19 protein-coding genes are annotated in these 26,452 nt (G+C 60.8%); 5 read left to right on the top strand and 14 right to left on the bottom strand.

Annotation, left to right across the window (positions count from 1 at the left end; genetic code table 11):
* Window positions 1–203 precede the first annotated feature (203 nt).
* On the bottom strand, window positions 204–1,637 hold the full coding sequence (locus tag N5D61_RS26000) for an MFS transporter (protein WP_279894709.1): 1,434 nt from the start codon (window positions 1,635–1,637) through the stop codon (window positions 204–206).
* 54 nt (window positions 1,638–1,691) lie between these two features.
* Window positions 1,692–2,933 carry a glutamine synthetase family protein gene (locus N5D61_RS25995; RefSeq protein WP_279894711.1) on the bottom strand — a complete coding sequence of 414 codons (1,242 nt, stop codon included), beginning with the start codon at window positions 2,931–2,933 and terminating at the stop codon, window positions 1,692–1,694.
* Between the two features lie 380 nt (window positions 2,934–3,313).
* On the opposite strand from N5D61_RS25995, the gene vioA reads away from it, so the two are divergent.
* Together vioA and N5D61_RS25985 are read left to right on the top strand one after the other, a co-directional pair.
* Window positions 3,314–4,432, top strand: coding sequence for a dTDP-4-amino-4,6-dideoxy-D-glucose aminotransferase VioA (vioA, locus tag N5D61_RS25990; RefSeq protein WP_279894708.1), 1,119 nt, complete (start codon window positions 3,314–3,316; stop codon window positions 4,430–4,432).
* A gap of 115 nt (window positions 4,433–4,547) precedes the next feature.
* Window positions 4,548–8,072 (top strand): glycosyltransferase, encoded by a 3,525-nt coding sequence (locus N5D61_RS25985; protein ID WP_279894707.1) that lies wholly within the window; start codon window positions 4,548–4,550, stop codon window positions 8,070–8,072.
* Between the two features lie 51 nt (window positions 8,073–8,123).
* Here N5D61_RS25985 and N5D61_RS25980 read toward each other — a convergent pair whose 3' ends face one another.
* From N5D61_RS25980 to N5D61_RS25940, 9 genes are all read right to left on the bottom strand, one after another.
* Window positions 8,124–9,143 (bottom strand): ketoacyl-ACP synthase III, encoded by a 1,020-nt coding sequence (locus N5D61_RS25980; RefSeq protein ID WP_108240593.1) that lies wholly within the window; start codon window positions 9,141–9,143, stop codon window positions 8,124–8,126.
* A 7-nt stretch (window positions 9,144–9,150) separates the two neighbouring features.
* Window positions 9,151–9,792, bottom strand: a complete 642-nt coding sequence (locus N5D61_RS25975) for an acetyltransferase (RefSeq protein WP_279894706.1) — start codon at window positions 9,790–9,792, stop codon at window positions 9,151–9,153.
* Window positions 9,789–10,550 (bottom strand): SDR family NAD(P)-dependent oxidoreductase, encoded by a 762-nt coding sequence (locus N5D61_RS25970; protein ID WP_279894705.1) that lies wholly within the window; start codon window positions 10,548–10,550, stop codon window positions 9,789–9,791. The genes N5D61_RS25975 and N5D61_RS25970 overlap by 4 nt, the downstream gene beginning before the upstream one ends.
* Window positions 10,551–11,642, bottom strand: coding sequence for a ketoacyl-ACP synthase III (locus N5D61_RS25965; protein WP_279894704.1), 1,092 nt, complete (start codon window positions 11,640–11,642; stop codon window positions 10,551–10,553).
* The gene (locus N5D61_RS25960; protein WP_279894703.1) at window positions 11,639–12,709 is read right to left on the bottom strand and encodes a Rieske 2Fe-2S domain-containing protein; all 1,071 of its coding nucleotides are present in this window, start codon (window positions 12,707–12,709) and stop codon (window positions 11,639–11,641) included. The genes N5D61_RS25965 and N5D61_RS25960 overlap by 4 nt, the downstream gene beginning before the upstream one ends.
* Window positions 12,710–12,740: 31 nt before the next feature.
* Window positions 12,741–12,947, bottom strand: a complete 207-nt coding sequence (locus tag N5D61_RS25955) for an acyl carrier protein (RefSeq protein ID WP_108240597.1) — start codon at window positions 12,945–12,947, stop codon at window positions 12,741–12,743.
* A gap of 230 nt (window positions 12,948–13,177) precedes the next feature.
* A complete protein-coding gene (locus tag N5D61_RS25950; RefSeq protein WP_108240598.1) occupies window positions 13,178–13,888 on the bottom strand; it encodes a class I SAM-dependent methyltransferase in 711 nt (236 codons plus the stop codon).
* Between the two features lie 39 nt (window positions 13,889–13,927).
* Window positions 13,928–14,749 carry a phytanoyl-CoA dioxygenase family protein gene (locus tag N5D61_RS25945; protein ID WP_279894702.1) on the bottom strand — a complete coding sequence of 274 codons (822 nt, stop codon included), beginning with the start codon at window positions 14,747–14,749 and terminating at the stop codon, window positions 13,928–13,930.
* 8 nt (window positions 14,750–14,757) lie between these two features.
* The gene (locus N5D61_RS25940; RefSeq protein ID WP_108240599.1) at window positions 14,758–15,336 is read right to left on the bottom strand and encodes a methyltransferase domain-containing protein; all 579 of its coding nucleotides are present in this window, start codon (window positions 15,334–15,336) and stop codon (window positions 14,758–14,760) included.
* A gap of 340 nt (window positions 15,337–15,676) precedes the next feature.
* Here N5D61_RS25940 and N5D61_RS25935 point away from each other — a divergent pair, with 340 nt between their 5' ends.
* Window positions 15,677–19,195, top strand: coding sequence for a glycosyltransferase (locus tag N5D61_RS25935; protein ID WP_279894701.1), 3,519 nt, complete (start codon window positions 15,677–15,679; stop codon window positions 19,193–19,195).
* A gap of 20 nt (window positions 19,196–19,215) precedes the next feature.
* On the opposite strand, the gene N5D61_RS25930 is transcribed toward N5D61_RS25935, so the two are convergent.
* Window positions 19,216–20,253: an AraC family transcriptional regulator gene (locus N5D61_RS25930; protein WP_108240601.1), complete on the bottom strand. Its 1,038-nt coding sequence runs from the start codon at window positions 20,251–20,253 to the stop codon at window positions 19,216–19,218.
* Window positions 20,254–20,434: 181 nt separating this feature from the next.
* Here N5D61_RS25930 and N5D61_RS25925 point away from each other — a divergent pair, with 181 nt between their 5' ends.
* Together N5D61_RS25925 and N5D61_RS25920 are read left to right on the top strand one after the other, a co-directional pair.
* Window positions 20,435–21,619 carry an acetyl-CoA C-acyltransferase family protein gene (locus tag N5D61_RS25925; protein WP_108240602.1) on the top strand — a complete coding sequence of 395 codons (1,185 nt, stop codon included), beginning with the start codon at window positions 20,435–20,437 and terminating at the stop codon, window positions 21,617–21,619.
* 13 nt (window positions 21,620–21,632) lie between these two features.
* On the top strand, window positions 21,633–22,484 hold the full coding sequence (locus N5D61_RS25920; protein ID WP_279894700.1) for a 3-hydroxybutyryl-CoA dehydrogenase: 852 nt from the start codon (window positions 21,633–21,635) through the stop codon (window positions 22,482–22,484).
* Window positions 22,485–22,653: 169 nt separating this feature from the next.
* Here N5D61_RS25920 and N5D61_RS25915 read toward each other — a convergent pair whose 3' ends face one another.
* Together N5D61_RS25915 and N5D61_RS25910 are read right to left on the bottom strand one after the other, a co-directional pair.
* Window positions 22,654–25,038: an RND family transporter gene (locus N5D61_RS25915; RefSeq protein WP_279894699.1), complete on the bottom strand. Its 2,385-nt coding sequence runs from the start codon at window positions 25,036–25,038 to the stop codon at window positions 22,654–22,656.
* Between the two features lie 27 nt (window positions 25,039–25,065).
* A complete protein-coding gene (locus N5D61_RS25910; RefSeq protein WP_279894710.1) occupies window positions 25,066–26,052 on the bottom strand; it encodes a YCF48-related protein in 987 nt (328 codons plus the stop codon).
* Window positions 26,053–26,452 lie beyond the last annotated feature (400 nt).

Genomic DNA, 26,452 nt, shown 5'->3' with positions numbered 1-26,452 from the left:
GCGGCGTGCCCACGGAGCAGCGCCGGAAAAAGGGAACCCGGCGCAGCCGGGCCAAACCAGGAGCAAGCGGTTTCCCCCATTTGCCAAGACAAATGGGGCCGCTGTAAAAGCGGAAGAGTGAATCAGCGTCACCCTCGCCAATGGATCAGCCCTCACCATCCAGACCACTGCGTAAAAAGGGCAAAAGCCAACACAGGCACAGCCTAAAGCGGCCGATCCACCCCGACGTCTCGTGCCGCATCAGCCGATGCAACCGCGCTCACCTCATCGACCACCGCCACCGGCCGCACCACGCCCTCCCCCGAGGGCACGACACGCTCGGGCGACTCCGCGACAGGCTCGGCCTCCGCAGGAGCCACATACCCAGGCTCGTTCGGGTTCTGCATCTGATCCTGAACCACCTGCTCATCCACCCGAGGGTCAAGCGCCACGACCAGCGGCGAACTGGCGCTGCTGTCCGGCATGGCGACGTGGTGCAGCGGTGCGTCCTGCACCTGATGCAGGTTGGTGACGGCCTTCGGACGCACCCGCAAAACCAGCATCAGCGCGGTCAGGCAGACAAACGCATACAGCATGTTGCTGCCGAATTGCTTCATCAACACACCCGCCACCAAAGGCCCGATACTGGCCCCCACCCCGTACGTCATCAGCAACATGGCCGTCAGCGAGACGCGACGCTCGCCTTCGACGTGGTCGTTGGAAAACGCAACCGCCAAGGGGTACAGGGAGAACTGCAACAGCGACGCGAGAAAGCCCATGACGAACACCGCTTCAATCGGCATCGAGGGGAAGATCGCCAGCGGCAGGCCAGCCAGCAACAGCAGCCCGGCCGCACCGCGAATCAACCAGGCGCGGTCATAGCGGTCGGACAGCTTGCCCAGCGGCCCCTGCACCAACAGACCGGCCCCGATACAGGTCGCCATGAACAGACCCACATGCTCAGTGGACAGCCCTTGTTGCGCGGCGTACAGCGGCGCCAGACCGTAGAACGAGCCAATGATCAGCCCGGCACTCAACACCGTGGTCAACGACTGCGGCACGCGGCGCATGAAGAACAACGGCTCCAGCGGCGCAGGCCGCATCGGCGCCGGGTGAATGCTGCGGGTCATTGCCACCGGCACCAGGCACAAGGTGAAGCACAGGGCGACCAGCATCAGCAATTCGGGCCCCAACTGAGGGTGCACCACCAGAATCAGTTGCCCGAGCACCAGCCCCAGGTAGGACGCGATCATGTAGCCGCTGAACACCGTGCCGCGCTGCCGGGGCGAAGCCTGCTCGTTCAGCCAGCTCTCGATGACCATGTACTGACACATCATGCCGAGGCCGACGATCATCCTCAGCACGATCCAGGCGGGCAGGTAGTCGATCAATCCATGGCCGAGCACGGCCGCCCCGACGATCCCTGCGCATGTCGCATAGGCACGGATATGCCCCACCCGACCGATCAATCGGTGGCCGACCTTGCCACCCAGTGCCAACCCCACGTAGTTGGCGGCCATCAGCGCACCGACCCACAGGCCATCGACCTGATCGGCGGCCAGACGCAAGGCAAGGTAAGTGCTGAGCAGGCCTGAACCGATCAACATCATCAGTGAGGCGAAATACAGCGCTCGAAAGGATTTCCAGATTTGGCGCATCGGCTTTCCAAAAAACGCAAACCCTCGTCAATGGAGGGTTTGCGCAAGACGTTTTTAAGCTTGGGCAGCCAACACACGTCGCTCCCAAGGGGTAATTTCGTTAAAGAAACTGGTCAATTCCAGGGTCTTCGACGCGATGTAGCCTTCGATGAATTCGGCCCCGAACAGTTCCTTGGCCAGCAAGCTGCGTTTCAGACGCTCCAATGCCGCATGCAAGGTACATGGCAGCGAAAGATTATCTGGAACGGCGAACTCACCTTGAATCGGCGCCGACGGTGCCAGATGGTGCTCGATCCCGTACAGGCCTGCTGCAAGACTAGCCGCTATCGCCAGATAAGGGTTGGCGTCCGCACCCGGCAAGCGGTTTTCCACCCGTCGAGCCACTGGCGCACTCGCCGGGATGCGCAGCCCGGCGGCACGGTTGTCATGGGACCAGCAGGCATTGTTGGGCGAGGCGAAAGGGTGACACAGGCGCTGGTACGAATTGACGTTGGGCGCGAACAGCGCCGTGAAGTCCGCCATCGCGGCCTGCTGCCCCCCGATGAAGTGATGAAACGCAGCAGTGGGTTCGCCTTGGGCGTTGCTGAAGATGTTCTGCCCGCTCGCGCTGTCTACCACGCTCTGATGAATGTGCATTGAGCTGCCCGGCGTATGCGCCAGCGGTTTGGCCATGCAGACCACGGTCAGGCCGTGCTTGAGGGCCACTTCCTTGAGCATGTGCTTGAACAGGAACGTCTGATCGGCCAGCAGCAGTGGATCGCCGTGCAACAGATTGATCTCGAACTGGCTGACGCCCATCTCGTGCATGAAGGTGTCGCGCGGCAGCCCCAGCGCCGCCATGCAGGCGTAAACCTCGGTGAAAAACGGGCGCAAGCCGTTGTTGGAGCTGACACTGAACGCCGACTGACCGTCCTCGCGGCGGCCGTCCAGACCGACTGGCGGTTCGAAGGGCAGGTTCGGGTCGCGGTTGGGCGCGAAGACGAAAAATTCGAGCTCAGTGGCCACCACCGGTGACCAGCCATGGCGGGCGTAGCGGGCGATCACCGACTTGAGCTGACCCCGGGTGGAGAGCCCGGAAGGCTCGCCATCCAGCTCATCGGCATCGCAAATGGCCAGAGCCCGTGGTTGTTCGCTCCACGGCAGGCGGTGTATCTGCCGGGCATCGGCTACCAGGGCCAAGTCGCCGTCATCACTGCCGTAGAACTTTGCGGCGGGGTAGCCGCCCATGATGCATTGCAGCAAGACGCCTCGTGCCAGTTGCAGACGGCGCCCCTCCAGGAAGCCCTCCGCCGTCATCACCTTGCCGCGTGGCACGCCGTTCAGATCCGGGGTAACGCATTCGACTTCATCAATGCCTATCAATCGCTGCGCGAGTGAAGTGTGACCATCGCTCAACATGACTCAAATCCTTTTTATGAAGCGGCGCACGAGCCGTGTTGATGCCGGTCGGGCGGTGCTCTGACAGGCCGCAGTGGCGGCGAGGTGTACAAAATAGACATCAGGCGTTCGGAATATCAAGCGCGTCTTTCGTCCAGCCCAAGGTTGGCCGGGTTCTTGCTATTTCCGCATGGATAGCGCTTTAAGCGCCATTTCCATGACAGCGAGCATAACGGCGTCCGTCAGCTTGCAGGCCATGTGGATTCGCCGTCATGCGACCATGGAGCACAGGATTCCTCATGAGTAAGAAGATCCCCGTCACACAGCCTCTGCTGCCCCCACTGGAGGAGTTCGTTCCTTACTTGGAGCGGATCTGGGAAAGCCGCCATCTGACCAATGCGGGGCCGTTTCACGAGAAACTGGAAAGGGATCTTGCCGACTACCTGGGCGTTGACCACCTGTGCCTGTTCTCCAACGGCACCATGGCGCTGTTGACGGCGCTGCAGGCGCTGCGTGTGACGGGCGAAGTGATCACCACCCCCTACTCGTTCGTCGCCACGGCCCACTCGCTTCTGTGGAACGGTCTGAAGCCGATCTTCGTCGACATCGCCCCTGGCTCGTTCAATCTGGACCCGGATCGCATCGAAGAAGCCATTACGCCTGCCACCACCGCCATCATGCCGGTGCATTGCTATGGCACGCCGTGCGACGTCGACCGCATCCAGAAGATCGCGGACCGCTACGGCCTGAAAGTCATCTACGACGCCGCCCACGCCTTTGGTGTGCGCCATCAGGGCCAAAGCCTGCTGCGGCACGGTGACCTGTCGATTCTGAGCTTCCATGCCACCAAGGTCTTCAACACCTTCGAGGGCGGCGCCATCGTTTGCCCGGATGCGAAGACCAAACAACGAATCGATTACCTGAAAAACTTCGGTTTCGCCGACGAGGTCACCGTGGTCGCGCCAGGCATCAATGGCAAGATGAGTGAAATCAACGCCGCCTTCGGCCTGTTGCAGCTCAACTACATCGACGGTGCCTTGGCGCGCAGAAAACGCATCGACACGATGTACCGCGAGGCCATCGCCGACATGCCAGGCCTGCAACTGTTCTACTCACCGAACGACGACCACAACTTTTCCTATTTTCCAGTGGTGGTCGGGGACGATTTTCCGCTGTCCCGCGATGCGCTGTTCGAGCGGTTCCGTGCCCGTGACATTCTCGTCAGGCGCTATTTCTACCCGCTGATCTCGACGTTCCCGATGTATCGCAACCTGGAATCGGCCAAACCGGAGCGGTTGAAAGTCGCCACTGATGTTTCCAGCCGCATCCTCTGTTTGCCGATTTTCGATGCGTTGGACGGCGAGGCCTTCGACAGCGTCATCGACGTGCTGCAAAGCGCCTTGGCCGAACGGGCCTGACACGCCTCTTTCTTGCAGCGCCCCGGCAAGGCGGGCGCTGCCTACACAGTACGCCCCAGCCACCCGCCGGGTTTTCAAAGCGTCGAGCTCGGCCCAACCGGATGTAAGGATTCAGATGAACGCGTCACGCCTGGTCAGCATCGTCATTCCGGCCTACAAGCCGCTCTACTTCGAGGTCGCGCTGCGCAGCGCGTTCGCGCAGGACTACGATCAACTGGAGATCGTCATCTGTGACGACTGCCGTGACGACGGTATCGTCGACCTGGTCGAAAAGCTCACCCCGCAAAGCCCTTGGCCGATCCGCTATTACCGCAACGAACACCCGCTGGGTGAAGCACTGAACGTGGCACGCGGCATCCGTGAAGCCCGTGGCCAGTACATCAAATTTCTGTACGACGATGACCTGCTGGAGCCAGATTGCGTCAGTACGCTGGTGGCCCTGCTCCATGGCCATCCGGACATCACGCTGGCCGCAGGTACGCGACGCCTGTTCGATGAACAAGGCGAACTCCTGCCGGACAACCTGCTGACCTACTTCCCGTTCGAAGACGACGTGGTCATTCATGGGCCTGAGCTGGTGGCCCTGTTGTCCGAATTGCCGCTGACGTTCATGGGTGAGCCCAGTGCGGTGATGTGCCGCCGAGACGATGTGCTGGCGTACGGCCAGGACCTGATGTCATTGAAAGGTCAGACGATCCACTGGCTGGGCGACATCAGCCTGTACGTGAAATTGCTGCGGCAGGGAAACCTGGCCCTGCTCAAACGCCCGCTGTCTCGCTTTCGCATGACCGACACTCAGAGCAGCAGCATCGCCCGGGCCGCACCGCAGATCGCCAAAGAAGGCCATAACCACTATTACCGCATCACCAAGGAATTGGGGTGGCTACGCGAATACTGGATCAATGGCGACGTGAAAATCGCACCGCTGAGCGACCGGGAGCGTTTTGCAGCCTTCAATCTGCGGGCCTACTACCTTGAGAAGCCGGTCACCGAACTGCGTCACGACCAGATCCAGCAGTGGACCGAAAAGCGTCGCCCCACCGGGCCGCAGAAGCCGCACATCGTCCATTATTTTCAACATCACCACGGCGCACCTCGCCTGGCGATTTTCGTCTCGGACCTGCAGGGCAAGGCCGCACCCTTGCAGCGGACCCTGGCCAGTGTCGAGGCGACCCTGCGCAGTTGGATGCCGCCGCAAGTGGTCGTTTTCTTCGACCCGGCCAACGGCCATCCGGACGCAGCGGGCAACGTCCTTTACCTGCCCGTGGACGCCGCTAATCGCGCGTCGCAGCTGAATCGATCACTGGAAGACAGTGGCTTCGACTGGATCATGTTGCTCGACGCTGGCTCGACCCTCAACGCCGCCGGTGTCCTCAAGGCAGCGGTCAAACTCACCGAGACCCCCACGACCCGTGCGTTGTTCGCCGATGAAATCGCGCAAACCGCCGAGCCCTCCTCGGAAGTGATGCTGCGGCCCGACTTCAGTCTGGACTATCTGCTCAGTTGCCCCGACGCCATGGCCCGGCACTGGATCTTCAACCGCTACGCCGCCATCGACGCAGGCCGCTTCGATGAGCGCTACCCTCAAGCGCTGGAGCTGGACCTCATTCTGCGGCTGATCGAGCACAATGGTCTGGACGGGCTGGAGCACATCGCCGAACCTCTGGTCACCTACCGGCCCGAGCCGCGTGAAAGTAACCCGGACGAGGTGCGCACGCTGCAGCGCCATCTCGTCGCTCGCAATTACGTCAATGGCCAGGTCCTCGAAACCCGCCCACGGCACTATCAGCTCCAGTATGGGCACGCCGGGCAACCGAAGGTCTCGATCATCGTCACCAGCCGCGATCAGATCCTGATGCTGCAGCGCTGCGTGGAAAGCATTCTGGAGAAGACCACCTACCCCCGCTACGAGATTCTCATCGCTGACAATGACAGCCAGGACCCGCTCGCCGTGGAGTGGCTGCAGGGCGTCGAAGCCATGCAACTCGAACAGGTGCGGGTGCTGCGTTGCCCGGCGCAGATGAGCCGTTCGGCCACCTGCAATCTGGCTGCCCGGCACGCCACTGGCGACTACCTGCTTTTGCTGAGTCCGCACACCGCCGTGCTGCACAGCAATTGGCTGGATAACCTGCTCAACCACGCCCAGCGTCCGGAAGTCGGCGTGGTCGGGGCGAAGTTGCTCGCCCCCGACAATACCATCGACCACGCGGGGTTGGTGCTTGGCCTGGAAGCGCCCGCCAGGCACCTGTTCAGCGGGCAAAACGCGGCGAGCGAAGGCTACATGCAACGCCTGGTGGTGGATCAGAATTACAGTGCGGTCAGCGGCGCGTGCCTGATGATCGCAAGCGCCCTGTATGACGCGTTGGGCGGAATGGACGAAGGCGATTTCAACGAGGCGCTCGGCGACGTTGACCTGTGCCTGCGGGTCAAAGACACGGGGCGGCTGGTCGTCTGGACGCCACATACCGTCCTGCTGCACGAGGCGCCGGTGACCGCCGAGCCGGCCGCTCCGACCGCTCCGACCGCTCTCGCGTTCTACGGCAAATGGCTGAACGCGGTCGCCCACGATCCGGCGTACAACGACAACTTTTCGTCCAGAGCCCAAGGTGTGCAACTGGAGACCAACACCGAGCTGACGTGGCGCCCGCTGTCGTGGCGACCCGCTCCAGTCGTGCTGGCGCACCCGAGCGATCTGGGCAAAACCACCACACGCTTGTCAGGGCCGCTCAAGCAGTTGGCCGAAAACCTGACCCTCGAGCCGGTGATCACCCCGGATCTGCTGACCGTGGCCGAACTCGCGCGCCTGAAGCCGGACACCCTCATCCTGCAAAACCCGCTGACTGACGCAGCACTGCACAACCTTACCGTCACTCGCGCGCTGAGCAAGGCGATGCGCATCTACGACGTCGGCGAGTACCCGGTCTCCTCTTCACAAATCACCGGTGCGCCTTCGGATGAGCGGCTTCGCCACACGTTGCAGGCCGGGCTGAAGTTGATGGACAAAGTCATCGTGTCCAGCGCTGGACTGGCCGACGTACTGAGCTCTTTTCATCCTAGAATCGAAGTCATTGAAGAACGGCTGGAGCCCCGCTGGCGAGACATTCAGGGCTACAGCTACCCCGTGCCCCACGGCAAACCCCGGGTGGGCTGGGTGGGCAATGCCGCGCAACTGGGGGAACTGGCCCTGATCGAGGAAGTGATCAAGGCACTGTCGGACCGAGTGGAATGGATCATCATGGGCCCTTGCCCCGAATCCCTGCGCCCCTACGTCCATGAATGGCGGAGCGCGGTCGAGGGCGAACTGTACCCCGGCGTGCTCGCTTCCCTTGACCTGCATCTGGCACTCATCCCGGCAGGCAACAGCCTCTACAGCGAGCACAAAAGTACGCGTCTGGCCCTGGAATTTGGCGCGTGCGGTTACCCGGTGATTGCCAGTGACGTACCTGGCCTGCGCAACAGCCTGCCGCTGACCCGCGTGCAGAATTCGACCGCGGCCTGGCTGGATGCGATTGGCGCGCACCTCCAGGATCCGGAGCAGGCGAAGCGCCTTGGGCAGGCGTTGAAAGCGAAGGTGGCGAGCGACTGGATGCTCGATGAGGCGCACCTGCAGCGCTGGCAGGCGGCACTGCTGGATCGCTGACCTGATGTGCCGAGGGTTCCGATCGGAGCCCTCGAACGTCGCTCGATGCGCTTACCAGCGGATGACGCAACCGCCCCACGAGTAGCCAACGCCGAACCCCACTGCGGTAATCAGGTGGCCGCGCTGGATCTGCCCTTTGTTCAGGGCCTCTTTCAGCGCGACGGGGATACTGCTCGACACCGTGTTGCCGCAATGCCTGAACTCGGTGATGAACTTCTCGGGCGGTAACTTCAGACGCCGCCGCAAAGCATCGAGCATGAACTGGTTGGCTTGATGGAACGCGAACAGATCGGACTGCTCGACCGTGAAGTGTTCATCGAACAGCGAGGCAAACAGCTTGGGCACCTGAGTCATCGAAAACTCGAAAATCGCCGAGCCGTTCATGTACAGGTTGGCGTCCGAACGGACATTACCACTGTCGTCGCCATATTCAGCGGGGGTGTCTCCGGCCACCCAGGGCCGACGGGCACCGCCCACCGGCACGATCAGGTTGGGCGCCCCGGCGCCGTCGCTGCCATACCGAAAGCGATCCAGGCTAGGCAACGCGTCGTCCGCGGCCTTGATCAGGGTCGCCGCGGCCGCATCGCCAAACAGCGTGCGAACGCTCTTGTCCTGGGGGTTGATGTAACGGCTGTAGGTGTCGGCGGTGATCAGCAGGACGTTGCGGCACTGACCGGATTCGATGAAGCCCTTGGCCAGACCCAATCCGTAGATAAACCCTGAACACCCTTGATTGAAATCGAAGGCCGCGCAGTGCTGGGGCAGTTGCAAGCGATGTTGCAGAATGCACGCGGTGGCCGGAAGCAGGTAGTCCGGGCTCTGAGTGCAGTAGATCAGACAGTCGATCTGGTCGCGCGTGGTATCGCTGTTGGCGAACAGCTTTTCGCAGGCACGAAACGCCAGATCCGACGCCGTTTCCCCCTCGGCCACGATATGGCGTTCATTGATGCCGGTCTTCTGGAAGATCTTGTCGACATCCCACTCGGGAAACTCCCGCGCCAGCATCTCGTTGCTCAGTACGCGTTCTGGAAGTTCGTACTCTATTTCACTGATTCGAGCGTAACGGGCCATGGCATGCCTATCCTGAAATCCGCTTGGCCGGCACGCCGAACACCACGTCGCCGGGTTTTACCGCGCGCAGCACGACACTGCCTGCGCCGACCACTGCGCCCCTGCCAACCCGTACCTTCGGCAGGACCGAGGAACGCGAGCCCATGAACACCTCCTCTTCGAGCACCGCACCGCCGGTCAAATCGCAGTGGCCGCTCAAGGTCGAGAAATCGCCGATGTGGGTGTCATGGCCGATGGTGCACAGTGAATTCACGGTCACGAAATCGCCGATGGTCAAATCCACTGACAACACGGAAAACGGACACACCAGCACGCCCCGCCCGATCTTGACGTTCTCCCCGACGATGGCCGTGGGATGAACCAGGGTGAAGAACTGCGCGCCTTTGGCCAGCAGTTTTTCGACCACGTATTTCTTGTCGGAAGGCTTGCCGATGGCCACCAGCAGCCGCTCGTCGTCCGCAGGCTCGTAGGCGTCGATGGTCGACAAGATATCAGCGTAGTGGTGGAAACGGTTCAGCGAGAGGCTGCCGTCATCGAGAAAGCCGCCGATGCTGTAGCCTTCGTTGTGCTCGACCCAGTCCTTGAGCCAGGAATGCACCTCCCGCCCCAGCCCACCAGCGCCCACGATGATCAGTTTGGTCACGTTCATTCGGCCAGGTACCCCCCGTCGACCACCAACGATGTGCCTGTGACCCAGCGCGCCGCGGGGGACAACAGGTAATGGACGGCGTACGCGACATCCAGCGGGTCGCCCAGACCGAGCGGGTGCTTGCCCTCGATGGCTGCCATGGCGTCCTCGCCCACCAGCCCTTCGAGCTTGTCGGCCATCTCGGTCCTGACCACACCCGGTGCGACGGCGTTGACGCGAATGCCTTCCCGGGCCAGCTCCAGTGCCGCGGCACGGACCATCGACTCCACCGCCCCCTTGCTGGCGCAATAGCCCACCAGCGCAGGCTGGGCGACCTGCGCCATGACCGAGGACAGCATCACGATACTCGACGGCGTGCGGCACACGCCTTTTTGCCGGAACGCCTTGATCAACGAAAACCCGGAGGTGACATTGGTGGCGAAAATTTTCTCCCAATGGTCCAGCCCCATAGCCCGGATCGGCAGTGGCAACTGAACCCCGGCCGCATGCACCAGCCCGTCCAACGGCGTAGACGCCTTGACCAGCGCTTTCATCCACGCTGAGACATCGTCGCCCGCCAGGAAGTCGAAGCCGTGACAGCTGTGCCCTTCCCCCTGCAAGCGGCCAAGGGTTTCTTCCAGGCGCGGCAGGTCGCGACCGACCGCGACGATCCGCGCGCCCTGCTGACTGAGCCAGATCGCCACCTGACGGCCTATGCCGGAGGAAGCACCGGTGACCAGGATGGACATGCCGTCCAGCGAAAAAGGATGGGTCTGCACTTAGGCCTCGTTACGCGATGGGGCGACCCGCGTCAGCGGGCTGATCCGAGTGTTGTTGAAATCCACGACGCAACCTGCCCATGAATAGCCGACGCCAAACCCGGCCAGCAGGTAATGGCCTTGCAGCGTGGTGGCAGCGCCCTGGGCATCCAGGCTCAGCGCCAACGGAATCGACGCACTGCTGGTATTGCCGACCTGCTGCAGATTCAGGACCACCTTTTCAGACGGCACCTTGGCCTTCTTGGCCAAGTGCTCGAGCATGAACCGGTTGGCCTGGTGGAACACGTATTTTTCGATCGCCACTGACTGGTCAACGGCACAGGCCTCCAGCGCGCGCACCAGTGCGGGAACCCTCGCCAAGGTGAAAGCGAAGATCTCGGCGCCGTCCATGTACAGATCGAACGGGCCGCGTACGCCCTCCTCAGAAGTCGACGTATCCAGGCCGCTGCGATCCCGGAACGCGCCGCCCGGCACTCTCAGGTTTTTCTCGCCTCTGCCATCGGTACCCAACACGAAAGGCGTCGCAGGGGCCGAAGGGTCGTAGTCGATCAAGGTCGCCGAGCCGGCATCGCCAAACAACGCGGCGACGGAACGGTCATCGGGCGCAACCAGCTTGCTGATGGTGTCGCCCACCAGCAGCAGCACCCGCTTGCTGGCGCCACTGGCAACCATTGCCGAGGCCATCCACAGGCCATACACGTAACCCGAACAGCCCATGTTCACGTCCAGAGCGGCCGTGGTGTAGGGCAGCTCAAGGCGCCGCTGCAGCGTGCAGGCCGTGGCGGGCAATACGTAATCCGGGGTTTGGGTGACGAACAGCAGCGTGTCGATCGAGGCCTTGTCGACATTCAGATCGCTCAGCAGCCGTTGCGCCGCCTCGACGCACAGGTCAGAGGTGCATTGGTCCGTGACCACATGACGGCGCTCGATGCCGGTGCTGGCCATGATCTTGGACACGCTTTCCTCACCGAAGCGAGCTGTCAGGTCGGCCACTTCCGAAAGGGTGTCGGGCAACGCACACGCAATGCCGCGCACACGCGCTGCTGAAATACGGCGCACCGCGTCATCGGTACTGCCTGTGACGCTGTTCATACGGGCTCCTCGCCAGGTAATGCAGCGAGCCTGGACTGCTGGGCCCATTCCGCGCACGACGCCCGAAAATGCAGAAGCTTGGCTTCCGTCGAGCTGAAATAGCGGGGTGGCTCCCACGACCAGGTATCGCCGGGAATGCGCTTGCAAATGGAATGGTCTTCGTCGAAAACCGCTCGGTTGTTTTCTGCCGTCGACGCCATGAAGGTCGCGACGATTTCGTCATAACGCTCGGAGGCCGCACGCAGCGCAAACAGCTGGCTGGTGAACCAGGTGCGGTCATCACACGATGACGGGAAAAAATTCTGCATCGACCACGAATAGCCGTAAGTCGAGGACAGCATGGAAAATGGATAAAGAAACAGGCTGATGTAGCCGGGGAATGCCTCGCGCGGCGCGAAAAACCGTGACAGGCCTTCCAGGCGTCGTGCGACCTTTTCGTTCTCCACCGGCGCAGACCAGATGGAGTTTTCCCCGTAAAAAACATTCTCCCCGCGGCCCAGTTTCAAAGTGGCCAGCGTGTCCCGGTGCACAAGGGGAATGTGATACGGCTCCAGTGCATTTTCGAGGGAAATCGACCAGTCGGCTTCGAACGCGTAGCGGTTGAAATCGGCGACGCCACTCAAGTCCGGCGTCGTCTGCGCGATCAATCGATAAATCTCGGGGCCCAATTGATCCGCCAGCGACGCACGCGGCTCGATGGCAAAGAACACCAATTCGCCGCAGAACGCGAGCTTGAAGAAATTCAGGTCGGCCTTACCGATGTCACACCCCGTGAAGCTTTTGGCGTCGGGAATGCGCAGCTGCCCCGCGCCATAGCTCCAGCCGTGGTAAGGGCACAGAATCCGCTGGCGCCCCCGATCCTCGGTGAAGAAACGCGTGCCACGGTGGGGGCAACGGTTATCGAAGGCAATCAGGTTGCCCGCGTCATTGAACACCACGACTTCGAAGTCCAGCACGTTGAAGCGTATGAAATCCCTGTCCTCGGCAACCTGCGACTTGAGACAGAGCGGGTGCCAGTAGGCGCTCACCAAGGCTGGCGCAATCTGTCGGGATTTCGTGCTTGTCATGAAGGTGTCCAGAAAACGAAGCTGGCCAGTGTCACTCGGCAACCAGGGTGATGACGTCTCTTACCGTCACACACTTGTTCAGACGCGCAGCCGACAGCGTCTTGTTCAGGTGCTCATCGGCCATGGCCATGAACGTCACCAGCGCAATCGAATCCCAGTCCAGCGGCTGATCGACCGTCAGCGATCCTGCGTCCGCTTCCATCGCCTCTTCAATCAAACCTACGACTTTCTCTTCCATCACTCGCCACTCCACAGAACGTGATCGGACGCTTTCGCCGATGCATGTGGCTGCCGAAGCAAGATCCGAACCAACGACCCTCAAGAGGGCTACAACCCCCGCCACACAAGGCGTTCAGCGCCGATGACGAAAAATGACAGGCGTTGCGAGAGACAAAAAGTCGGCGCTTGCGAGATCGCCGCTCCATGAAAAAAGGCGCCACTGAGGGCGCCTTCGCAAACCTGCAACCCTCAACCTGCCGGGCGCTCGTCACCGATCTTCAACCCGCGCATATGAAACACCAGCATGGTGCCCTGGATGTGATACAGCTCCAGGTCATCGGCCAGGCTTTCCAAGTAGCGGGTCAGTTCCGGGAACTGCGGGTTGCCGTAGTCGTGCCAGACGATGCAATTACGTTCGCCGCCCAACATGTGCAGGGAGTTCTCGGTGTCTTTCTTGACGTAGTCATACTCGTGGTTGGCGTCGACGAAGATGAAATCGAACTTGCCGGCGTACGGGGTCGGATCGAACGTCATCGAGTCCTGGAGGATTTGTTTGACCATGCCTTTCTTGGGCGAGAGGTTGTATTTGCGCGTCGAAAGCAGCGCCTTCTCGGCCAACAACTTGTCGTCACCCTGAAACACCACGCCCTCGGTATCTGGCAAATCCAGCGTGTAGATACGCGGATTCTGGTCGCCGTTATCCGGCAGGTCTTCCAGCACCAACCGCGTGGTGCGGCCATCGAAGGTGCCAAACTCGAAAATGAAGTCGGGCTTGATCGCCCGCACCAGCTTGAGCAGCATCACCGACTCGAACGCGGTCAGGCTCCCTGCCCCGTCCGCCGGGGGCATGAAAAACTTCACTTCTTCCTCGCGGCCATCTTCGATGCTTAGCACGCGGTAAGGTCGGATGTGCATCAACTTGGAGGGCGCGAAGGTGTTGGTGGCAAGGCAGGTGGTCATGTTCTTTCCTCGATGGATTCATGCGTGCTCATTGCGCAGTCAGTGCTGAGCGGGCATGTCGGCTTTCAGTTGCGCCAACTGTTTTTCGTATTTGACGATCTTGAGAATGCGCGAATTGACGAAGTGGCGCGTGATGGTCTTGGGCGAATAGAACACGTCGGTCTGCCATTCGCCGCACAGCAATTCCTGGCCCGTCGGATCGTCGGCGGGCTGCATGATCATGTCAGCCATGATGCGATCGATGCCCGACAGATTGGGCCCGGACTCATGCCAGAGTCGACTGTCCATGACGACAAAATCACCGGGCATCAATTCGGGGGTCACGGTGGGCCATTGCACGTCGAAACTCGTAGGATCGATTTCTCCGGCGTCTCCCAGCACACCCAACCGGTGCGAGCCCACATGGAACGTCAGGCCACCGTTGTCTTTGTCCACCCGACTCACCGGGACGAATACGCTGCACTTGTTCAGGTTGCCAGCGTGATAACAGCTGTCCTGATGCAGAAAGACCTTGTTCGGGCTCAGGGCGTCCTTGATCACGAAGCGGTGGTTATACAGCGCGATGTGATCGCCCATGATCGCCTTCAGCGTCTGAGCGAAAACCGGCTCACGGTACATATGCGCCAGGCGCTCGGGGAGCTGCTCGTTGAGCGACACAGGATTGGCGCGGTTGACGTCCCGGCCCTTCTCCAGAATCGTCGCGTGAAACACCTTCCACTCGCTGACCCAGGCGTCGACCACGTCCCGCGCGATGGCGTTACGCACCACGAACACACCGGTCTTGCGGAAGACCGCAGGATCGAAGGTGGCCGACGACAGGCGCGGCAACAGCGCTTCCAGCGACGCGACGCTGGCGGGCATGGCGGGCTTCATATCCAACGGAACTGCAATTCGTTGTCCTGGCTCTGCTTGGCCTTGTTGCAGCGCGCCAGCACGTTGTAACGGATCGGGAACAGCTCTCGGCCGGGGGATTCGAGAATGTCGATCTCAACGATGTCGAAGTCCCGAAGCAGCGCATTCCACCCGTGCTCGGTGATGCGCCAGCAATCTGGCGAAGGGCCGTGGATCCGCCAGTTCAAAGGGGCGGAAATCAGTAAATGACCGCCGTCTTTCAACACCCGCCGAATCTCTTTGACGGCATCGAACGGGTTCAGGGTGTGCTCGATGACCTCCATGCACACCACGACATCGTACGCACTGTCGGGAATGAAGGTGTTGACCTTGGTGATATCACCCACCAGGTCGGGCCCGTAGGTGTCGACGATGTCGAACGTCTCCACCGCAAAGTTATGAAAGCTCTCCCGGACCAGGGAGCGATCCTGCGGACCGACTTCCAGCAACCGTCCTGATTCGCCTCGCAAGTGCTCTGCGGTTTTCTTGACGAACTGTTGCAGATGATCGCGAGCCAGTTGAAACGTGTCGTTATCGAATTGCGATGGTGTCGCCATGATGAATCCTGGTATCTGCCGGGAGGCAGTGGGTGAAAATGAATCGGCGCCATGCGCAACGCCTTGCTGTTCGCATATCGGCCACGCATCGACGAACGTTAATTGGCTCGAACGCGCCGATACGTGCCCCGGAGGGCTCCCACGTCACGCAGTCGTCGCTGCCAAATGGCGATGCAAGGGTCGCGCCACCGCCCTGAACACCTGCGGTTTGGCCGGGTTATTGCTACGTATCCAGCCCATTGAAGACGGTGCGTCATTTTCATGGCGCTCCGGTTTTTTCAGCGCGTCGTTCGGTGCGAGCGAGCGTTCAAGTCAGTTTTTTCACCGAGCGGAAACCCAGATGGATTCACAACGACTGGTCAGTGTCGTCATCGCCGTGTGCCGGACCGAGTTTTTTGAAACGGCCTTGCGCAGTGTGATCGAGCAAACCCACGATGCGATCGAGATCGTGATTTGCGATGACACCCACGACGGCCTGGCCGAGACGGTCAGCGATCTGTACCGGGCGTCCTGTCCCTGGCCGATTCGCTATCTGCGCAATGAGCGCGAGCCGGGAATCGAGGCGTGTTTCGAACAAGGGATTGACGCGGCCAGCGGCGAGTACATCAAATTTCTCTCGGGTGACGGCCTTCTTGGCCCCGACTGCATCCGGCAGATGGTCGCGGCGTTGGCAGCGAGCCCACAGGCCCGCCTGGTATCGGCCCATCGCCAATGGCTCGACGCCGACGGCGCCCTGCTCCCGGAAAGCCTGACGACACGTTTTCGCGTCGACCAGCCGCTGGTGCTGCGCGGCCCCGACGTGGTCGCGGTGCTGGGTGAGTTCACCTGCAACTTCATCGGCGAACCGAGCGCGATAATGTGTCGGCGTCAGGAGGTCATGGCGCTAGGCGATGCGCCGTTCACGTTGGGCGGTGAGTCCCTTGGCTTGCTGAGCCCGCTGGCGCTGTACGCGCGCCTGCTGAGCACGGGTGACCTGATTGTGCTGCCGTCGACGTTGAGCGCCAGCCGCATCGCCCCGCAGCACCTTACCGATCAGGGGATCGAGATCGCAGGCGCTGACACCGAAGAAATTCACCGCTTCCATCGTCTGGTGCGGGAAGCCGGTTGGGCGAGCACCTCCCTGGCCAACGGCCGCGTCGGCGCACGGGCGCTGGCTGGCTCGGAAGGCTTTAGCGATTTCGACTTGCTGGCACACCTGTCTGGCCCTGCGCCGCAACGCCTGAATCCTCAGCAGGTGCAAGCATGGCTGGAGTACCGCACACCAGACGAAGGGCAACAGCGCGAGATTGATCGCCACTTCAGTAAGTCGGAAATGCCCTCGCTGCTGGTGGTGATCAAAGACCTCGACTCGCCCCCGGCTGACGTCCAACTCACCCTCGACAGCCTGCCCAAAGACGGCCCGATGGCGGCGATGATTCAAGTGGTCATGGCGTCCGAGTTCACGGCACCTGCCCCACAAGACATGGCTTCGGTGCTGAACCAGATCGTCCAATCCCGTGCGTTCGATTGGCTGCTGACGGTCGACGCCGGTACGCAGTTCACGTCTTTTGGGCTGACCGCCTGCGCCCTGCAACTGATGCAGGCGCCTGACCTGGCACTCGCCTTCGCAGATCACATGCATCGCCACCCTCAAGGCGGTCTGATGTCGGCCCTGCGCTCGGATTTCAATCTCGATTACCTGCTCAGCTTTCCGCTGCAAGCCGCTGCCCACTGGCTGTTCGCTCGCACGACCCTTGAGCGTCTGGGCGGCTTCGATCCGCAGTTCAGCGACGCGGCGGAATTCGACCTTATACTGCGGCAGATCGAGCATGGCGGCACCGAGGGCATTGCCCATGTCTGTGAGCCGCTGCTGGTCTGCGACTTGCCCGCGACAACGCCTAACCTGCATGAAATCGGCACCCTTGAGCGTCACCTCAAGGTCCGCGGTTATGCGCAGGCGCAGGTCTTTCATACCCTACCCCGGCGCTATCACGTGCTGTATGGCCACACCGCGCAACCGGTGGTGTCGATCATCGTGCCGACCAAGGATCAGTTGCCGTTTCTGCAACGCTGCGTGGAAACCCTGCTGCACAAGACTCGCTACCCAAACTACGAGCTGTTGATTGTCGACAACAACAGCGAAACCCCCGAAGCCTTGGCGTGGCTGGCGCAGATCGAGGCCATGGGTTCGGATCAGGTCCGGGTGCTGCGCTACCCTCATCCCTTCAACTATTCGCGCATCAACAACGTCGCGGCGGCTCAGGCGCGAGGCGAGTACCTGGTGCTGCTGAACAACGACACGGCCATCGTGCACGAGCGCTGGCTGGACGAACTGCTCAACCATGCTTTGCGACCTGAAGTGGGCGTGGTCGGCGCCAAGCTGCTCTACCCCACTGGACGCATGCAGCACGCTGGCGTGCGCATGGGGCTGGACGGGCCCGCCGGTCACCAGCACATCAGCGAACCTCAGCATGTTCAGGGTTACACCCAGCGGGTTCAAGTGGATCAGGACCTGAGCGCGGTCACCGCGGCGTGCCTGATGGTCCGTCGTTCGGTTTACGAAAAGGTCGGCGGCCTGGATGAAACGGCGTTCGTCGTCTCCTACAACGATGTCGACCTGTGTCTGAAAGTCGGCGCACTGGGCTACCTGAATGTCTGGACGCCCCATTCGGTACTGATTCACGAAGGCAGCGTCAGCCAGACCCATGTCGACACGGCGGCCTATCAGGTCAAACGCAAGCGCTTCGTGGGCGAGCAACTGGCGATGTACCGCAAATGGCTACCGCTGATCGGCCGCGATCCTGCTTTCAACCCCAATCTCTCGTTGGACCTGCAGTCGGTGGAACTGGAACTGAACATGCAGTTGGTCTGGCGGCCGATGGCCTGGCGTCGTGCGCCGGTGGTGCTGGCCTACCCCGACGGGCTATGGGCCGCCCCTCAGGAACGGGTGATCGGCCCGTTGCAGGCGCTCGAACTGCGCGGCGTCATCGAAGGCAAGCTCAGCAGCGGCCCGTTGTCGATTCCACAGGAAGCGCGCTTGAACCCTGACGTCATCGTCTTTCAGGCGCGCCTCGATGAAGGCTTCCTGCAGACGGTGGCGCGTGCCCGAATCCTGCCGAACGCGTTCGTCATTCTTGACTTGAATGACCTCGACCTCGCCCCGGAGCAGCCGTCCGAAGACGCATTCGCCTTCAGCCCGGAGCGGCTGCAACGGCTGCAACAATTGCTTGGCCAAGTGGACCGGGTCATCGCCGCCAGCCCCATGCTTGCCGACATCGCGCGCGAGTTTCATGCCGACGTGCACCTGATTCCGTCCCGGCTGAACGTCGACGTTTGGGGACATCTGTCCTGCGCACGCGGACGCGGCGCAAAACCGCGGGTGGGACTGGTCAACGATCACTGGCAAGCCCAGGATTTGCAGATGATTGTCCCCGTCATCGAAGCACTGGCCGATGAAGTGGAATGGATCGTGATGGGCGACCATCAGGGCGTGCTGCGCGCCTACGCCCACGAACACCATGAATTGCCCGGGGCCGATCAGTTTCCTGCTGCGCTCGCCGCATTGGATCTGGATCTCGGCTTGCTGCCGGCGAACGATAACCTGTTCACCACTTGCCGTACCGACCTCGCCGCGCTTCGACTGGGCAGTTGCGGCGTCCCAGTGGTGTGCAGCGATGTGCGACCCTTCTCCGGTGATCTGCCCGTGACACGTGTTCCGCACACCCTCTCAGGCTGGCTGGAGGGCATTCGCGCGCACACCCAGGATCCGTCGACCGCTGCGCACCTGGGCGATCAGTTGCGAGAATACGTGCTCCGCCATGGAGTGTTCGATGACTCGACCGCCCAGGCTTGGCAGGACGCCTGGCGACCCAAGCGCTGACACAACAGGACGGCCGCCGGTTACGGCGCTGCGCTGTCCATATCCTGGGTGACGAAGGCTCGCTGACGGCGATAGCCGCCGGGGCTCTCGCCGGTCCACTTCTTGAAAGCCCGGTGAAACGCACTGGGCTCCTGAAAGCCCACGAGCGCGGCTATATCGACCACGCTCATGTCGGTTTCACGAAGCTTCTGTTGGGCGATGCCCCGGCGGACCTCGTCCTTGATCCCCTGAAACGCGCAGCCCTCGCGTTCCAGGCGGCGCCGGAAGGTGGTGGGGCTCAGTTTCAGTTCCGCCGCCATTTGCAGCAGCGTCGGCCAGTGCCCGTAATGGCTGCTGCGCAGCCGTTGGTAGACTTGCGACGCCAATCCGCGCTGATTGCGGAAGCGAATCACCAGCCACTGCGGTGCAGTGCGCAGAAAGGACTTGAGCGAAGGCAGCGACTGCACCACCGGCAAACGCAGGTAATGGCTGGAAAACTCGACCTCGGTACGCGCCTCGCCAAACGCCAGGTTGAATCCCCAAAGCAGTGAATCGTCACTCAGCCGTTCCCGGGTGTGGCGAAAATGGGCGCGATCGATGGTCAACCGACGCCCCCCCAACCAGCACAACAGGCTGATCATCAGCAGCAGGAAGGTTTCCTCGCCAAAGCGTCCCTTGGTGGGGTCGGCAGCCCGGTTGTCCACAGAAATGATGGCCCGCGGACCGCGCACGATCAGGTGGCCACGAAAGTCTTTCAGGAACAGGGCGAAATTGTTCAGGCACTGGCGCAAGGCTTTCTCCAGATTCGGCTCCTGGATCAGCCCCCGGCAGATCAAGGCAAAACTGCCCAGCGGCATGCCATGGCTGTCGAGGTCGAAAAACTCGTCTTCCAACTCCTTGATCTGAATCAGCCATAACGCGGCGAATGCGCTCGCCGGGACTCGCGCCGTTGGGTCGCTCAGCAAAGCCATGTCGATGCCCGCCCCTTCCAGCACCGATTGCAGGCGCAGCGGCTGGTCACGCAAGGCCTGCGTCACCAAGTGAACGAAGTAGATCGAGACCGAATCCTTATCCCGCATGAGCCGCCATTCCTGTTGTCGTTATGAGCCACGACACTGATGGTAAAGAACGCCAACCAATCTGGACAGTTTCGGCATAGGCCCCCTCCGGACGCCGATCTAGACTTGCCCGCACAGCGCGCCTGACCGAAATGTCGTGGGTCGGGCTTTTTCTCCGTTCAGCCAGCTATCAGGAGTCGACATGGGTACTACCGAAGTTTTCGTCGTCAGCGCGTTGCGCACCGCCATTGGCGGATTTGGCGGCTCCCTCAAAGACGTTTCACCCATCGAGCTGGGCACTCAGGTCAGCCGTGCGGCATTGGCGACCTCTGGACTCGCCGCGGAGCACATCGGCCATGTGGTCATGGGCCACGTCATTCCGACTGAAGTCCGCGACGCCTACCTGTCTCGGGTCATCGCACTGGAGGCCGGCCTGACCAAGGAAACCCCGGCGATGAATGTCAATCGCCTGTGCGGCTCCGGCTTGCAGGCCATCGTGTCCGCTGCGCAATCCGTCCTGCTGGGGGATGCCAAGGCTGTGCTGGCTGGCGGCGCCGAATCCATGAGCCGCGGCGCTTACATCATGCCGCAGGCCCGCTGGGGAGCGCGGATGGGCAACGTGCAGGCCTATGACTACATGCTCGGTGCGCTGCATGACCCCTTCGCCAACATCCACATGGGGATCACTGCAGAAAACATCGCCGAACACTACGGCATCACCCGCGCCGATCAAGACGCCTTGGCACTGGCGAGCCAGCAGCGAGCCGCACGCGCCATTGCCGAAGGTCGTTTCGACGGCCAGATCGTCCCCATCGAAATTGCCACCCGCAAAGGCACAGTCACCTTTGCGCAGGATGAGCACGTGCGCGGTGAAGTGACGGCCGAGCAACTGGAAAAGATGAAGACTGCCTTCAAGAAAGATGGCACCGTCACGGCGGGCAACGCCTCGGGCTTGAACGACGGCGCCGCCGCCCTGATCATGGCCAATGCCGAGATGGTGCGCACACATGGCCTCAAGCCGATGGCCCGCCTCGTGGCCTACGCACATGCGGGGGTCGAGCCCTCGATGATGGGCCTGGGCCCGATTCCGGCAAGCCGCAAAGTGCTGGAGCGCGCCGGACTGACCGTCGCCGACCTGGACGTGGTCGAGTCCAACGAAGCATTCGCGGCCCAAGCCTGTGCCGTGGCCCGCGAGCTGGGTTTCGATCCGGAGAAGGTCAACCCCAACGGGTCAGGGATTTCGCTTGGCCACCCGGTCGGCGCGACGGGCGCGATCATCGCCACCAAGGCCATCCATGAACTGCAGCGTATCGGTGGCCGCTATGCGCTGGTCACCATGTGCATCGGCGGCGGACAAGGCATCGCTGTGATCTTCGAACGCGTGTGAGGGGACGCTCCACATGACCATGCAACATATCGCCGTCATCGGCGCAGGCACCATGGGCAACGGCATTGCGCAAGTCTGCGCAGTGGCCGGCTTCGACGTGACATTGCTGGACATCAACGACGCGGCGTTGGAACGCGGCCTGGCCACGATCCGCAAGAACCTGGAACGCCAGGTCAACAAACAGACGCTGACCGCCGAGATTGCCGAGCAAGCGCTGTCGCGAATCCGTTGCACCACCGACTACGCAGCCCTGAGTCGTCCGCAGGTGGTCATCGAGGCTGCCACGGAGAACCTTGACCTCAAGCTCAGGCTGCTCCGGCAGATCGCCGAGCATGTCGGCCGCGATTGCGTTATCGCGTCCAACACCTCGTCGCTGTCGATTACTCAACTGGCGGCGAGTGTCAGTGACCCTGACCGCTTCATCGGCCTGCACTTTTTCAATCCCGTACCGATGATGGGCCTCATCGAGGTCATCAGAGGCCTGCAAACCGCCGACGAGACGCACGTGGTGGCGATCAAGCTCGCCGAGCGCCTGAACAAAACCGCCATCACGGCTGGCAATCGCCCAGGTTTCGTGGTCAACCGCATTCTGGTGCCGATGATCAACGAAGCGATTCTGGTGCTTCAGGAGGGGCTCGCCACCGCTCAGGATATTGACGATGGCATGCGACTGGGCTGCAACCAGCCCATTGGCCCTCTGGCACTGGCCGATCTGATCGGCCTCGATACGCTGCTGGCGATCGTTGAGGCTTTCCACGAGGGCTTCAACGACAGCAAATACCGCCCTGCACCGCTGCTCAAGGAAATGGTCGCGGCCGGGTATCTGGGGCGTAAGAGCGGGCGTGGCTTCTTTATCTATAACTGACGAATTGCGCTTTATCTCTGTAGGAGCGCGCTTGCCCGCGATGACAGACGAGCAATCAACATCGACTCATCTGCTCTGACGCCATCGCGGGCAAGCTCCTACAGTTGCTCGGGGCCCACAAAAAAACCGCACCTTTGTCGGATGCGGTTTTTTCGTTTCAAACGCAGGATCAATGAGAAAACAACGAATTCCCCACCTTGCCCGCCATCTTCTCCGGCTTGATCAGGAACCGCGCCAGTGCAGGCAACAGCCACAGAGCGCCGAACATGTTCCATAGGAGCATGAACGTCAACATCAGCCCCATGTCAGCCTGGAACTTGATGGCAGAGAAAATCCAGGTACAGACGCCGATCGCCAGACACAACCCTGTGAACAGCACCGCCTTACCGGTGGACTTGAGGGTTTCGTAATAGGCCTCTTGCAGGGGCAGACCGGCGCGCAAGAAGCTTTCCAGACGGCTGTAAATGTAAATTCCGTAGTCGACGCCTATCCCCACGCCCAACGCCACCACCGGCAATGTCGCGACTTTGACACCGATACCCATGAACGCCATCAACGCGTTGCCCAGCACCGACGTCAGCACCAGAGGCAGTACGATGCACAGCGTCGCCGCCCAGGAGCGGAAGGTGATCATGCACATCACCGCTACACAGATGTAAACCAGAATGAGGATGGTCAGCTCAGCCTGCTTGATCACCTCATTGGTGGCCGCTTCGATACCGGCGTTACCCGCCGCCAGCAAGAACTCCAGACCTTCCCTGTTATTGGCCTGGGCGAAGTCCTGTACTGCATGCACGGCGCGGTCGAGGGTTTCGGCCTTGTGATCATTGAGGAAAATCAACAGGGGAGCCAGCGAACAGGTGTTGTTGTAAAGGCCGTCTGCGCGGGATATCGAGCTGTTGAGTACATCCTTATTACGCGACAACGACTCCCATTTGAGGTTGCCCTCATTCATGCCCTTGATCACCTGCTTGGATACCGTCACGAGCGAGATCGCCGACTGCACACCGGGCGTGTTTTCCATCTTCCAGGACAATTCGTTGATCGCCGATAGCGTCTGGTACGCCGAACAGCCTTCGGGCGGGGTCTTGACCATCACCACCAACACATCGGAACTGGTGGAGTAATTGCTGATGATGAAGTTGTTGTCCTGGTTGTATCGCGAATCAGGACGCAGTTCAGGTGCCCCCTGATCAAGGTCGCCGATCTTCAGGTTATGGCCATACCACAGCCCCCCTCCCAGCGCGAGCAGCGACAGAATCACCGAAACCCTTGCAACCCTGGGGGCTGCAAAATTCGTCAGCAGCCGCCAGAAGGGATGCTCGCGAACGGCATCCTCTTTACTGCGCACCACTGCTCTTTTGCTGATGCCAACGTAGGAAATCGCGACGGGAAGCAGGATCAGGTTGGTGAAGACGATGACGGCCACACCGATGGAAGCGCCGATGGCCAGCTCCCGGATTACGCCGATGTCGATGATCAGCAGCGTGATGAAGCCTACCGCGTCTGCCAGGATCGCAATCATCCCCGGCAAAAACAGTTGCCGGAACGTGCGCCGCGCAGCGGTCAACGCGTTGTCGGCATCGCTGGACTGCAATGCGATGCCGTTGATCTTTTGAACGCCGTGGGAAATGCCAATCGCGAAGATCAGAAACGGCACCAGCATCGAGTACGGATCGAGCCCGAAGCCCACCACATGCATCAGGCCCAGTTGCCAGATCACCGCAATCAAGGTCGTGCTCAACACTGCCACGGTGCTACGCGCACAGCGGGTAAACCACATCAGCAGCACGAGGGTGATCAGGAAGGCCACGCCGAAGAACATCACCACCATGATCAGACCGTCGATCAGATCGCCGACCTTCTTGGCGAAACCGACAATGTGAATATCGACATTGGGGTTCTGCGCTTCGTACTTGTCGCGGATCTTTTCTTCCAGTTGATGGGAGAATTGCCGGTAGTCCAGTGGCAGCAGTTTGCTTTGGTCTTTAGGGTCCGGATAAAACTCCTGCAACGGCACGTCGACGATACTGGATTTGAAATTATTGGCCACCAGGCGTCCGACCTGACCGGACTTCAGGACATTGTTGCGCAGCTTGTCCAGGCTGGCCTGAGAGCCATCATAGCTCTGCGGAATCACCTCCCCCCCTGCAAAGCCCTCCTCCGTCACCTCCGTCCAACGAACGCTCGGACTCCATAACGACTTGAGGCCCGAACGATCAACACCGGAAATGTAAAACACTTCGTCGTTGATCTGACGAAGCGTTTCCATGTATTCCTTGGAGAAGATATCCCCCTGCTTGGCCTCCACCGAAATTCTCACGGTGTTGCCCAGATTCGCCAGGTCGTTTCGATGGTCCATCATGTTCTGAATGAACGGATGGCCGAGTGGGATCATTTTCTCGAAGCTGGTCGAAGGCCGTATGAGGGTCGCCTGCCAAAACAGAAATAGGCTGACCAGCAAACAAATGACGATCACCGTTGGGCGATTGTTAAAGATCAATCGCTCGAGCAAGGTCGGTTTGTCGTGGTGATGGTGTTGAAGATTGGTCATCTGAAAGCGTCCTCGCCGTGTCAGTTCTTATTGTTGAGCGACATCGGCGCCCGTTGGCGAGGCGAGGTGCACGCCGCCTTGTCCTACCAGAATGAGGTTCCCCTTGTTGTCTTCGGCGACCCCCGACAGCGATAAACGATCAGGACGATTGGACACTTCGAAGGTTGCGCCGTCGTCGGTGCTGCGCATCACGCTGCCGCCATTACCGACCAACACGATAGAGTTGTCCGGCATGAGCGATGCGTTGGCGATGCTGAATTCGAGAGGACCTCGTTCACCTTGAAGTGATATCGGCTCCCAACTGCTGCCAAAGTCCGTGGAGCGAAATAAGTTGCCGCGCAGGCCGTAAGCCAGCAACGTCTGGGGTTCAGTAGTTCCCACTGCCCCGAACAGCGAACCTTGATAGGGACCTTCCAGCTTCTCCCACGTCTGCCCATCATCGTATGAGCGGAACATGCTGCCCATTTCCCCAACGATGAATAAACCCGCGTCCTTGACGTAGGTAATGCCGTTGAGGTGGTACTGGTCTTCGTTATCGAGACGGTCGCCAATGTCCTCCCAATGCTGGCCGCCATCGCTCGTCGCCAACACGGCCCCGTAGGCGCCGACGGCAATGCCATTGGAAACATCTTTGAACCAGACATCCAGCAGCGGAGCCTCTCGCTTGAGATCTTCGAATTGTTTGATCCAGGTAACACCACCGTCACTGCTCGCGAGGATCTGTGCATCGTGGCCCACGGCCCATCCGTGCCGAGCGTCAACGAAATAGACAGCCGTCAGCAATTGCCGCGTCGGGACTTTAGCCTGGGTCCAGCTCTTGCCTTGATCATCGGAATACAGAATGTGGCCACGGTCCCCGACCACAACCATGCGGTCGCCGGCGTGAGTGACATCCAATAACAGGCTACGGGAGGCTTTCGTAGACTCAAGCGCGAAAACGCTAGCGTCGCCTGCGCTGGGCGAAGGGCCGACGGAAGTACTGTCCGCTGCCACTGCCGTACCATACAGCGTCATGGTGACGACCAATGCGACTGCAGCATTCAGAGGTCTTCTCGCACGAATCGTCTGAAAACCAGCGTTGCGCAGCACGGATATGGAGCCGGTGCCCTGATTGAATGGCTCACACATGCAGCTTCCCCTTTCTTTATTTTTATTAGGTCGTCGGAAAGCTGCACATTGCCGCAGACGCTCTAGCTCGCGCACGCAGCTTTACCGAAGCGAGCTCATCCTAGCCAGCTTTAGAAACGTATGACAATCGACATGACGTTATCTTTTGTTAAGCAATGTCACGATGATTGACGCGCTATCACCGAAACTGATTGGCGTCTTTGAGAAGGGAGATTGGCTGTCGATCGACATATTTTCGGATTGTCCGCAAGCCAACCATCAGCGCGCCGCCACGCACTTTTAACCG

It is taken from the genome of Pseudomonas sp. GD03842, from assembly GCF_029841165.1.
Taxonomy (GTDB): domain Bacteria; phylum Pseudomonadota; class Gammaproteobacteria; order Pseudomonadales; family Pseudomonadaceae; genus Aquipseudomonas.
The sequence above is the reverse complement of the archived record's forward strand: the minus strand, read 5'-3'. Positions and strand labels throughout refer to the sequence as shown.